Source organism: Microbacterium sp. NPDC055903 (assembly GCF_053615555.1).
Genome location: NZ_JBSHCA010000002.1, coordinates 273,620 through 285,642, shown reverse-complemented (window position 1 = coordinate 285,642; position 12,023 = coordinate 273,620). Strand labels below are relative to the sequence as shown.

The following is a 12,023-nucleotide window of genomic DNA, read 5'->3' as shown; positions in this document are numbered from 1 at the left end:
CTCAGTGCCCGCGGAAGCGATCGCGCAGCTTGTGGAACAGCCCCTGCTGGAACTGCGCGAGCTGCGGCGCGGGAGCCTTCGTCTTCTTCGCGAGCTCTTCAACGAGCTTGCGCTGCGCGTGATCCAGCTTGGTCGGGGTCAGCACCTGGACACCGACGCGGAGGTCTCCGCGCTGTGTTCCGCGCAGCGGCGTGATGCCGCGGCCCTTGATCGTCAGCACATCGCCGGACTGCACGCCGGGTCGGATCTCCAGCTCCACCGGACCGTCGAGTCCCTCGATCGTCGTCTCGGCGCCCAGGATCGCATCCGTCATCGCGACCTCGAGCGTGGCCAGCAGATCGTCGCCCTCACGGCTGTACGTCGGATGCGTCGCGACGGTCACCTCGACGTAGAGGTCGCCGTTCGGACCGCCCGCCTTGCCCACCTCGCCGGAGCCGGGCAGCTGCAGCCGCAGACCCGTCTCGACGCCGGCGGGGATGTCCAGCGACACCGTCCGACGCGAGCGCACCCGGCCCTGGCCGGCGCAGGTCGCGCACGGGTACGGAATGGTCGTGCCGTATCCCTCGCACGTGCCGCAGGGCTGAGAGGTGACGACGTTGCCGAGCAGGCTCCGCACCTGACGCTGCACGTGGCCGCTTCCGCCGCAGATGTCGCAGGTGACGGGAGACGTCCCCTCCTGACAGCACGAACCCTGACAGGTCTCGCACAGCACGGCTGTGTCGACCTCGATGTCCCTGTGCGCGCCGAAGACGACGTCGCCGAGCTCGAGCGACACGCGCACGAGGGCGTCCTGACCCCGCTCGCGCCTGGACCTCGGTCGTGCGCCGCGGCCTCCGCCCGCCGCGCCGAAGAAGGTCTCGAAGATGTCGCCGAACCCGCCGAACCCTCCGCCGAAGCCGCCGTTCTCATCGCCGCCCATGTCGTAGCGGCGTCGCGAGTCCTCGTCGCTGAGCACGTCGTAGGCGTGGGTGACGAGCTTGAAGCGCTCCGAGGCGTCCTCCCCCGGGTTCACATCGGGGTGCAGCTGTCGTGCGAGCCTGCGATAGGCCTTCTTGATCTCATCCTGCGAGGCGTCACGCGCGACGCCGAGGACCTCGTAGTGGTCCGCCACAAATCACCTCTCGTCTTCGTCGAGCAGCCGGGACAGGTAGCGGGCGACCGCCCGCGCCGCTGCCAGGTTGCTCGGATAATCCATCCGGGTCGGGCCCATCACGCCCACCCTCGCCATCCCACCGGGGGTGGCGTAGTTGCTGGCCACGATCGACGCCTCGCCCAAGCCGAACGGCGCGTTCTCCGTGCCGATGCTGGCCGCGAGCCCGTGCTCGTCGGTCACCATCTCGTTCATCAGCCGCAGCAGGGTCACCTGCTCCTCGATCGCCTCGAGGAGCGGATGGATGCTGCCACGGAAGTCCTGCTCCCTGCGCGCCAGCGTGGCGGCGCCCGCCATCACGAGACGCTCCTGACGGAACTCGTCGAGCTCCTCGCCGATCACCGTCGCGAGCATCACGAGAGCGCGGTCGCCGCCGGTGGGTTCCACGGGCAGCGCGAGCGCGGACACGCGCTCTCGGGCCTCGCCGACGCCCTGGCCCGCGATGAGGGTCAGCAGACGCGCGCGCAGCACGGCGACGTCGCCTTCGTCGAGCTCGAACGGCAGCGTCGCGATGCGCTGCGAGACCCCGCCCGCATCCGTGACGAGCACGACGAGCAGACGGTTCGGAGCCAGTGCCACCAGTTCGAGGTGAGTCAGCCTGGCTCTGGCGAAGGACGGATACTGGGCGAGAGCGACCTGCCCCGTGAGGCGCGTGAGCACGCGGACCGTGCGGGCCATGAGGTCGTCGAGGTCCGCGGGATCGGAGAGGAACGTCTCGATCGCGCTGCGCTGAGCGCCGGAGAGCGGGCGCAGCTGCGCGAGGTGGTCGACGAAGACCCGGTACCCCTTGTCCGTCGGCACCCGACCGGACGAGGTGTGCGGAGCCGTGATGAGCTCCTCGTCCTCCAGCAGCGCCATGTCGTTGCGGATCGTGGCGGCGGAGACGCCGAAGGAGTGGCGGTCGACGATCGACTTGCTGCCCACCGGCTCATGGGTCTCGACATAGTCCTGCACGATGGCTCGCAGCACCTGGAGACCGCGTTCGGTGACCATGTCCGCCTCCCTCCGCCTGGCACTCACCTCGTTCGAGTGCCAATTCTACCCGGCGAAGCGACGGCGGCGCGTGCACGAGGCTCCGGACAGCGCGTCATACGATGACGTCCATGACGGAGCAGTCGCACGCGCAGGTTTCCACCGGGACCGTCCGAGGGACGAGCGAGGACGGAGTCCGGCGGTTCCTCGGCATCCCGTACGCCGCGCCGCCCTTCGGCGACGACCGGTTCCGCCCGCCTCGCCCTCCGCGGGTCTGGGACGGCGTGCGGGACGCTACCCGCTTCGGCCCGACCGCACCCCAGCTCCCTTACTCAGGACCCATCGGCGAGCTCCTCGGCGGCGTTTCGATCGCCGGCGAGGACATCCTCACCGCGAACGTCTGGTCACCGACCGACGCCTCCGCCGCTCCCGTCGTGCTCTGGCTGCACGGCGGAGCACTGGAGCGCGGCGCCGCGGCGATGGAGGGCTACGACGGCTCAGGATTCGCGCGCGCGGGAATCGTGTTCGTCTCCATCAACTATCGGCTGGGCTCCGAGGGGTTCTCCGTGCTCGACGGGGCGCCCCTCAACCTCGGCCTCAGAGACGCCGCCGCCGGCCTGGAGTGGGTGCATCGGGAGATCGGCGCCTTCGGCGGCGACCCGGCGCGGATCACCGTCATGGGCGAGTCCGCCGGCGGCTCGCTCGTCGCTGCGCTGCTCGCGCGGGAGGACTCCCGCGAGTTCATCCACCGGGCGATCATCCAGTCCGGTCCGCTGACGGCTCAGCCCGCCCGCAGAGCAGGGCGCGTCACGGCCCAGCTCGCGAAGGCGCTGGGCATCCACGCGGATCGGGACTCGTTCCTTGCCGTCCCGCCGGAGCAGCTCCTCGAAGCGAGGCGCGTACAGGCCGCGGGGAGCTCGCCGCTGGGAGGGGCCCCCGGATTCCAGCTCGCGATCGACGACGCGTCCCTCCCGCGCTCCCCGCACGAGGTCCTCGGCAGCTCCGAGGTCCCGTTGCTGATCGGCACGAACACCGACGAGTACCGCCTGTGGTTCACGCCCGAGGCGCTGGACGGCATCGGCAGGGCGAAACTGCTGCTCGCCCGCACGGCGCTGCGGATTCCAGGCACGGCGATCCGGGCGTATCGCGAGGCATGGCCGGCCGCGAGCACCGGCGAGATCTTCGGACAGGTCGCCACGGACTTCCTTCTCCGCGCACCGGCGACGCGAGTCGCCCGCCGCTCGGGTGCGCCGGTGCACGTGTACGAGTTCGCCTGGCAGAGCAGGATGCGGGATCTCAGAGCCGCGCATGCGCTCGAGCTGGGCTTCACCTTCGATCGGCTCGACAGCGGAGAGTCGCTGCGCATGGCGGGCCCGGATGCGCCCCGTGACCTCGCCGCATCGATGCACGCCGACTGGATCCGATTCATCACGAGCGGCGACCCCGGCTGGCCGGCGTTCGGCCCGGCACGGACCACGCGCGTGTACGACACGGTCATCCAGGACGTTCCGCAGCGCAGGCAGCGCCCCCTGGACCTCCTCCCCTGAGCAGAGCGCCCGTCTCGATGCTCAGTCGGTGAGCTCGCGCACGACGGCGTCGGCGAGGAGCCGCCCTTTCAGGGTGAGCCGGACGCTGCCGCGGACGGCCTCTGCAGCATCCACCAGACCGTCCGCGATGAGGCCGGCAACGCGCTGACGATTCGCCGAGGGAAGATCGGCGACCGGGATGCCCTCGCGGATCCGGCTCAGCAGCAGCACCCGCTCGAGCATCCTCGACTCGGCGTCCGGCCGCTCGGTCCCCGCTGCCGGCGACTCGCCGGCAGCGAGACGCTGCGCGTACGCCGCCGGGTGCTTCACGTTCCACCAGCGAAGGCCGGCGACGTGGCTGTGGGCGCCTGGTCCGAAGCCCCACCAGTCCGCTCCCCGCCAGTACGCGAGGTTGTGACGCGAACGCTGCTCGGGCGTGCGCGCCCAGTTGCTCACCTCGTACCACTCGAATCCGCCAGCGGCGAGTCTGGCGTCCGCGAGCTCGTACATGTCGGCCTGAAGGTCGTCGTCCGGCCTGGGCACCTCGCCGCGACGGATCTGGCGGGCGAGCTTCGTGCCGTCCTCGATGATCAGGGCGTACGCGGAGATGTGATCCGATTCCAGCGCCAGCGCAGCATCCAGCGATGTCTCCCAGTCGCCGAGCGACTCCCCCGGTGCGCCGTAGATGAGATCGACGCTCACGGCGAGGCCGGCATCCTTCGCCGCCTCCACCGCCGTGCGCACGTTCTCGGGCCTGTGGGTGCGGTCCAGCGCCGCGAGCACGTGCGGGACCGCCGACTGCATCCCCACCGAAAGCCGGGTGACACCGGCGGCGGCCAGTGTGCGGACGACCTCGGTGGTGACCGTGTCCGGATTGGCCTCCACGGTGACCTCGGCGCCCTCCGTCAGGCCGAACGCCTCCGTGGCGGCGTCCATCATCCTGGCGAGGTCCCCGGCCGGCAGCAGTGTCGGGGTCCCGCCGCCGAAGAAGACGGTATCCATCGGGCGGAGGGCGCCGACGTCGGCGAGGACGTCTCGCGCGAGGGCGATCTCCGCGCCGAGCGTGTCCGCGTAGTCCTCCTGGCGCGCGCCGCGGAGCTCCCCGGACGTGTAGGTGTTGAAATCGCAGTACCCGCATCGCACCCGGCAGAACGGGATATGCAGGTACGCCGAGAACGAGACGGCTGCGTCGATGTCGAGATCGGCGGGAAGGCGTCCGTCAACTGGCGCCGGCGCACCGACGGGAAGCGGACCGGCCATCAGACCGGCGTCGCGTACAGCGGCGAGATCGCCCGCAGATAGCGGGCGAAGAGCTCGCGTCGGCGCCGCTTCACCAGCGCGGGGACGGTGCGGTACAGCAGACCCGTCGGTGCATCGAAGGCGCGGACCGTGAACCAGACCTCGTCGTTGTCCTCACGCCAGTCGAGCTCGAACGACTCCTCGCCGCTCACGACGGAGCCGCCGACGGTTCCGAGCACGAAACCGATCCGACGGGCCTCCTCGGTCACGGAGATCACGCGGAGCTCCGCGTCCGCGCGCATGCCGCCGACGCGTCCGCGCAGGTGCACGGTCATTCCTGCGCCTGCATAAGGAAGCCCCTCGGCGTCGAAGCGCTGCTCGACATCGCGCTTGCTCGGCGCGATCGCGTTTCCCTCGGCGTCGAAGCTCACGCCCGTGTAGGACGGGCCAGGCGCGGGCTGAACGTCCTCGAGGCTCAAACCGGCGGCGCGCTGCGCCGTCCAGGAGAGCAGGGCGTCTCCCGCGCTGCGGAAGCGCTCCGCACCGCTGCCGATGCGCCAGGCGTTCTCCGCGGGGATGCTCCGCTCCGGCGGATACTGCATGAGATCGGGCGCGTGAGTCGCTCCCACGGCTGCATAATCCACCGTGCCGTCTCGGAAGGTACCGCGCCGCATGATTTCCAGCCTACTCATCGATTCTGGGAGGGTACTGGCGACGCACGGCGTCCAGCACGATCCGGGTGTACTGCCGATGCGTCCACCACTGCAGCAGACGCAGCGCGGGCGAGAGCATCCACCATGTCAGGGTCGACGGTCGCGACACCGAGCGGGCGGTGAAGAGCCCTTCGTGGTCGATCCGGAACGACTCCTCGCCGTATATCGGGTGCCCGGGCCGCGTCTCGTATCCGAAGCCGCTCTCGTCCGCCCAGACAACCCGCACGGGTTCGGCGAAGCGGATCCCGAGCAGATGCTTCGCCAGCTCGGTCTCGAGGCCGACCGCGGGCGGCTCCTGCGGGGTCTCGAAGCCGGCGCGGCGCTTGAACTCCCAGCCGCTCACGAGAGCGGCGACCGCGGCGCGCGACTCGACCGGTACCCGCACGGAGTGCACGGACAACCGCATCCCGGCAGGCGCCGTCGCGAGCGCACCGCGTGTGATCCCGCGCCGATACGGCGGGAGGGCCACCTACTTCTTGTCCTTGCCCTCGACGTCACCGCTCAGCGCCGCGATGAACGCCTCCTGCGGAACCTCGACGCGACCCACCATCTTCATGCGCTTCTTGCCCTCCTTCTGCTTCTCGAGGAGCTTGCGCTTGCGGGTGATGTCACCGCCGTAGCACTTGGCGAGCACGTCCTTGCGGATCGCGCGGATGGTCTCGCGGGCGATGATGCGCGCGCCGATCGCCGCCTGGATCGGCACCTCGAACTGCTGGCGAGGGATGAGCTTGCGCAGTCGCTCGGCCATCATCGTGCCGTAGGCGTACGCCTTGTCCCGATGCACGATCGAGCTGAAGGCATCCACCTTCTCACCCTGGAGCAGGATGTCGACCTTCACGAGGTCCGCCTCCTGCTGGCCGGCCGGCTCGTAGTCGAGCGACGCGTAGCCCTGGGTCTTGGACTTCAGCTGGTCGAAGAAGTCGAACACGATCTCGCCGAGCGGCATGTTGTAGCGCAGCTCCACGCGCTCCTCGCTGAAGTACTCCATGCCCAGGAGCGCCCCTCGGCGCGACTGGCAGAGCTCCATCACGGTGCCGACGTAGTCCTTCGGCAGCAGGATGGCCGCCTTCACCATCGGCTCGGAGACGGACCCGATCCGCCCATCCGGATACTCGCTGGGGTTGGTGACGGTGACCGTCTCCCCCGTGTCGCTGGTGAGGACCTCGTAGATCACGCTGGGTGCGGTGGTGATGAGGTCGAGTCCGAACTCACGCGACAGCCGCTCTGTGACGATCTCGAGGTGCAGGAGCCCAAGGAACCCGCAGCGGAAGCCGAAGCCGAGCGCGACCGAGGTCTCCGGCTCGTACTGCAGCGAGGCGTCGGAGAGCTTGAGCTTGTCCAGCGCCTCGCGGAGCTCCGCGTAGTCGCTTCCGTCGATCGGGTAGATCCCGGAGAACACCATCGGCTTGGGGTCGGTGTACCCCGCGAGGGCCTCGGATGCCGGCTTCCGCGCCGTCGTGACGGTATCCCCGACCTTCGACTGGCGGACGTCCTTCACGCCCGTGATGAGGTAGCCCACTTCGCCGACGCCGAGGCCCTTGGACGGGATCGGCTCCGGGCTCGAGACGCCGATCTCTAGCAGTTCGTGGTTGGCGCCGGTCGACATCATCTGGATGCGCTCGCGCGGCGCGAGACTGCCGTCCACCATGCGGACATAGGTGACGACGCCGCGGTAGGCGTCGTAGACCGAGTCGAAGATCATCGCCCTGGCGGGAGCATCCGCCTCGCCCTGCGGTGCGGGGATCTCCTGCACGAGGCGGTCGAGCAGAGCCTCGACGCCGACACCGGTCTTGCCTGAGACGCGGAGGACATCGTCCGGATCGCCGCCGATCAACGAGGCGAGCTCCTTGGCGTACTTCTCCGGGTCCGCCGCAGGGAGGTCGATCTTGTTCAGCACGGGGATGATCTGGAGGTCGTTCTCCAGGGCGAGGTAGAGGTTCGCGAGGGTCTGCGCCTCGATCCCCTGGGCCGCGTCCACGAGAAGGATCGCACCCTCGCACGCGGCCAGCGAGCGGGAGACCTCGTACGTGAAGTCGACGTGCCCCGGCGTGTCGATCATGTTCAGCGCGAAGGTCTCGCCGTCGATCTGCCACGGCATCCGCACGGCCTGGCTCTTGATCGTGATGCCGCGCTCGCGCTCGATGTCCATGCGGTCGAGGTACTGGGCCCGCATGTCGCGGTCGGAGACGACGCCGGTGATCTGGAGCATCCGGTCGGCGAGGGTCGACTTCCCGTGGTCGATGTGGGCGATGATGCAGAAGTTGCGGATCTGCGATGGCGGAGTCGCGGCAGGCGCGAGCGGAGAGAGGGCGCGTGGTGACATGTCCAGACGATTCTACGGTCAGGCCCGCCTAATCCCCGATTCCCCCGAACCAGTGATAGTCTCGCGAGGTTGCCTTGGGGCGCTCGTTGGTACTGAGTTCCACAGGTGATACGACTCCGTCACAGACATTCGGGCTGACATCCGTCGCGTATCCACGCGGAAGGTGCCAGAATTGCACCCCGACTCACCGTTGCGTCGGCAGATCCCGAGCGCGTCTGTAAAAGAGAAAGAATCAACACCTTGATCAAGTATCTCGTGCGCCGAGCCCTCGGCTGGTTGCTCATGATCGTGATAGCGACCAATATCACGTACTTCCTCGCCTGGAGCTTCCTCAACCCGAAGAACAACTTCGTGGGACGTCGGCCTCCGATGTCGGAGGAGCAGATCTCCCAGCTGCTTCGCCCGCGCAACCTCGACTCCCAGGTGCCGATCTTCGAGCGCTGGTGGAACTGGATCACCGGCATCGTCCTGCGCTGGGACTGGGGCGTGAGCCCCACAGGCGGATCGGTGAACGAGCAGCTCGCCTTCCGCATGTGGGTGAGCGCGGAGCTCGTCCTCGGCGCGACCATCATCATGACGGTCCTCGGCATCTGGCTCGGCGTCTACACGGCCTCCCGTCAGTACAAGCTCGCCGACCGCATCGGCCAGGCCACCTCGATCATCACGATGAACATCAACACGATCGTGGCCGCGCTCGGCATCGTGCTCCTGGCGATCGCCCTCAACTCGTGGACCGGCGTGCGGATCTTCTACGTCACGGGCTCCTCGAGCAAGGGGGTCGAGGGCTTCTTCCCGGTGTTCATAGACACCCTCCAACACCTGACGCTCCCCACGATCGCCCTCGTCATCGTCGGATACGCGCAGACCCACTTCCTGCAGCGCTCGCTGCTTCTGGACAACATCAACGCGGACTACGTGCGCACGGCTCGGGCGAAGGGGCTCACCAAGCCGCAGGCCATCCGTCGTCACGCGCTGCGCACGTCGCTCATCCCCGTCGCCACGCAGGTCGCCTTCAGCATCCCCGCCGTGTTCACAGGAGCGATCCTCACCGAGAAGATCTTCGCGTGGAACGGTATGGGGAGCTACTTCATCGAGACGATCACGAAGAGCGATGTCCACGGCGTCGTCGCCACCGCGGCGTTCGCCGGCCTGCTGACCGCGATCGGAGCGATCCTCTCCGACGTCGCGGTCGTCGTCCTCGACCCACGAGTGAGGGTTAGCTGATCATGACCATCGAAGCAATCGACCAGCCGACCACGAACGGCGCGACGGAAGCAGCCAAGCCGCTGTCCAAGTGGACGCTCTACACCCGGCGCTTCATGCGCAACAAGCCCGCCGTCGCCGGCATCTTCATCTTCATCGCCCTTGTCCTGTTCGCTGTGATCGGCCCCCTCGTGGCGCGTTACGACCACGTCGAGCTCGACTTCCTCAACCTCGGGACGCCGCCGTCCGCCGATCACTGGTTCGGCACCACGCCGTCGGGCAACGACACCTTCGCCCAGGTGGCGATCGGCCTCCAGCGCTCGCTCATGATCGCGGTGACGGTCTCGCTCGGAACGACGATCATCTCCGCGCTGGTCGGCACCGCGGCCGCTTATTTCGGCGGCTGGACCGAGAAGATCTCGCTGGCGGTCATCCACTTCATGATGGTGATCCCCAGCTTCCTCATCCTCTCGCTGCTCTCGAACCGCTCCGGCGGCGACTGGCGCGTGATCGCCCTCATCATGATCTTCGTCGTGGGATGGTACTTCCCCGCCCGCGTGATCTGGACGACGGCGCTCTCGCTGCGCGAGCGCGAGTACGTGCACGCCTCCCGCTACATGGGAGTGCGCGGCATGACGATCGTCGTGCGCCACCTGCTGCCGAACATCGGATCGCTTCTGGTCATCAACTTCACCCTCGGCATCGTCAACGCCGTCATGGCCGAGACCGGCCTGTCGTTCATCGGCTTCGGCGTGAAGATCCCCGACGTCTCGCTCGGCTCCCTCATCGGGTCCGGCGCGAACACCATCACCAGCGCGCCGTGGCTGTTCTACTTCCCCGCAGCGGCCCTCACGCTGCTCACCGTCTCCATGGCGCTCGTCGCCGACGGTCTGCGCGACGCGCTCGATCCCACCTCGGCGGCAGGAGGCCGCGCATGAGCACCATTCTCTCCGTCCGCGACCTCAAGGTCAGCTTCGCCTCCGAGGCAGGCCGTGTGGATGCCGTCCGCGGCGTCTCCTTCGACCTGGAGGCCGGCAAGACGCTCGGCATCGTCGGCGAGTCCGGCTCGGGTAAGTCCGTGACCTCTCTGGCGATCATGGGCCTGCTCGACGAGAACGCCAAGGTCACCGGCTCGATCATCTATGACGGGCAGGAGCTGCTCGGCAAGAACGACAGGCAGATGTCCGTCATCCGCGGCAACGGCCTCGCGATGATCTTCCAGGATCCGCTCACCTCGCTGACCCCGGTGTACACGATCGGCGACCAGCTCATCGAAGCACTGACGATCCACCGCGGGATGTCGAAGAAGCAGGCGTGGGACCGCTCGATCGAGCTGCTCCAGCTCGTCGGCATCACCCAGCCCGAGAAGCGCATGAAGGCCTTCCCGCACGAGTTCTCCGGCGGAATGCGCCAGCGTGTCGTGATCGCGATCGCGATGGCCAACAACCCCAAGCTGATCATCGCCGACGAGCCGACGACCGCGCTCGACGTCACCATCCAGGCGCAGATCCTCGACCTCATCGAGAAGGCGCAGCAGGAGACCGGCGCGGCGACCGTGATGATCACCCACGACATGGGTGTCGTCGCGCGCATGGCGGACGACGTCCTGGTGATGTACGCCGGCAAGCCGGTGGAGCACGCGGAGGCCCGCGAGCTGTTCCACCACACGCGCATGCCGTACTCGATCGGACTCCTCGGCGCGATCCCGCGCGTGGACAAGAAGGAGAAGGAGCCGCTCACTCCGATCAAGGGCAATCCGCCCCTGCTGATCAACCTGCCGGACGCGTGCCCGTTCGCCGATCGCTGCCCAATCGCGATCAGCGCCTGCCGCGAGGGCGAGCCGCCGCTTGCTGACGTGGCGTCGGCATCCGGAGCGCCGCACCAGGCCGCGTGCATCCGTTCCCACGAGATCGGCATGGACGGCCTGATCGACGGTCAGCCGGTGTACCCCGTCCGTGAGGCGCCCGAGAGCGCTCTGACCCGCACGCCTCGCGAGCAGCGCAAGGTCACCCTCGACGTCCAGAACATGACGAAGACCTTCCCACTCATGAAGGGGGCCTTCTTCAAGCGCAAGGTCGGCGAGGTCCACGCGGTGAAGGGCGTGACCTTCGACGTCCGCGAGGGCGAGACGATGGCCATCGTCGGCGAGTCGGGGTCCGGCAAGACGACGACGCTGCTGCAGATCATGGATCTCGTGAAGCAGCACGACGGCGACATCGTCATCAACGGCACGAGCGTCAACGACATCACCAACCACCGGCTCGAGCGCGAGCTGCGCCGCGACATCCAGATCGTCTTCCAGGACCCGATGGGCGCTCTCGACCCCCGCATGACGGTGGCCGACATCATCGCGGAGCCGCTGAACGCGATCGGGACGAAGAAGGACGAGGTCCACCGCCGCGTCAGGGAGCTGATGGACCTGGTGGGCCTCAACCCCGCCCACATCGACCGCTTCCCCGGCGCGTTCTCCGGCGGCCAGCGCCAGCGCATCGGCATCGCCCGCGCGCTGTCGACGAACCCGAAGATCATCGTCCTCGACGAGCCGGTCTCCGCGCTGGATGTCTCCATCCAGGCCGGTGTCATCAACCTGCTCGACGACCTGAAGGTCAAGCTCGGGCTGTCGTACCTCTTCGTCGCCCACGATCTCTCGGTCGTGCGTCACATCGCCGACCGGGTGGCCGTGATGTATCTCGGCGAGTTCGTCGAGCACGGCGACGTCGACGAGGTCTTCGACAACCCGAAGCATCCGTACACCAAGGCGCTCCTCTCCGCGATCCCGGTGCCGGATCCCGACATCGAGCGCACCCGCCAGCGCGTCGTCTTCGACCCGGAGAGCCTGACTGCGGAGTCCGCCACGGCCTGATCCGTGCGTGTCCCGAAGAGCGGCCATCGCCTTG

General features: G+C 68.2%; 10 protein-coding genes. 4 read left to right on the top strand and 6 right to left on the bottom strand.

Features of this window, described 5'->3' with window-relative positions; translation table 11 throughout:
• Position 1 precedes the first annotated feature (1 nt).
• Positions 2 to 1,111: a molecular chaperone DnaJ gene (gene dnaJ, locus ACWGJP_RS10730; protein ID WP_452329784.1), complete on the bottom strand. Its 1,110-nt coding sequence runs from the start codon at positions 1,109 to 1,111 to the stop codon at positions 2 to 4.
• A gap of 3 nt (positions 1,112 to 1,114) precedes the next feature.
• Positions 1,115 to 2,143: a heat-inducible transcriptional repressor HrcA gene (hrcA, locus tag ACWGJP_RS10725; protein WP_452329783.1), complete on the bottom strand. Its 1,029-nt coding sequence runs from the start codon at positions 2,141 to 2,143 to the stop codon at positions 1,115 to 1,117.
• A 110-nt stretch (positions 2,144 to 2,253) separates the two neighbouring features.
• Here hrcA and ACWGJP_RS10720 point away from each other — a divergent pair, with 110 nt between their 5' ends.
• Positions 2,254 to 3,669: a carboxylesterase/lipase family protein gene (locus ACWGJP_RS10720; RefSeq protein ID WP_452329782.1), complete on the top strand. Its 1,416-nt coding sequence runs from the start codon at positions 2,254 to 2,256 to the stop codon at positions 3,667 to 3,669.
• Between the two features lie 21 nt (positions 3,670 to 3,690).
• On the opposite strand, the gene hemW is transcribed toward ACWGJP_RS10720, so the two are convergent.
• From hemW to lepA, 4 genes are read right to left on the bottom strand one after another with little or no spacing between them, the layout of a single operon-like run.
• A complete protein-coding gene (gene hemW, locus ACWGJP_RS10715; RefSeq protein ID WP_452329781.1) occupies positions 3,691 to 4,908 on the bottom strand; it encodes a radical SAM family heme chaperone HemW in 1,218 nt (405 codons plus the stop codon).
• Positions 4,908 to 5,561: a DUF1990 family protein gene (locus tag ACWGJP_RS10710; protein WP_452329780.1), complete on the bottom strand. Its 654-nt coding sequence runs from the start codon at positions 5,559 to 5,561 to the stop codon at positions 4,908 to 4,910. Before ACWGJP_RS10710 ends, hemW begins: the two co-directional genes overlap by 1 nt.
• A 10-nt stretch (positions 5,562 to 5,571) precedes the next feature.
• Positions 5,572 to 6,069, bottom strand: coding sequence for a DUF1990 family protein (locus ACWGJP_RS10705; RefSeq protein ID WP_452329779.1), 498 nt, complete (start codon positions 6,067 to 6,069; stop codon positions 5,572 to 5,574).
• Entirely contained in the window at positions 6,070 to 7,923 is a 1,854-nt protein-coding gene (gene lepA / locus ACWGJP_RS10700; protein ID WP_452329778.1) for a translation elongation factor 4, read from the bottom strand. It abuts the gene before it with no gap.
• A 240-nt stretch (positions 7,924 to 8,163) separates the two neighbouring features.
• Here lepA and ACWGJP_RS10695 point away from each other — a divergent pair, with 240 nt between their 5' ends.
• Genes ACWGJP_RS10695 through ACWGJP_RS10685 form a run of 3 tightly spaced genes read left to right on the top strand, consistent with a single transcriptional unit; the run spans position 8,164 to position 11,989 of the window.
• Positions 8,164 to 9,147 carry an ABC transporter permease gene (locus tag ACWGJP_RS10695; RefSeq protein ID WP_452329777.1) on the top strand — a complete coding sequence of 328 codons (984 nt, stop codon included), beginning with the start codon at positions 8,164 to 8,166 and terminating at the stop codon, positions 9,145 to 9,147.
• 2 nt (positions 9,148 to 9,149) lie between these two features.
• Positions 9,150 to 10,064, top strand: coding sequence for an ABC transporter permease (locus ACWGJP_RS10690; protein ID WP_452329776.1), 915 nt, complete (start codon positions 9,150 to 9,152; stop codon positions 10,062 to 10,064).
• Entirely contained in the window at positions 10,061 to 11,989 is a 1,929-nt protein-coding gene (locus ACWGJP_RS10685; protein ID WP_452329775.1) for an ABC transporter ATP-binding protein, read from the top strand. Before ACWGJP_RS10690 ends, ACWGJP_RS10685 begins: the two co-directional genes overlap by 4 nt.
• Positions 11,990 to 12,023: the final 34 nt, after the last annotated feature.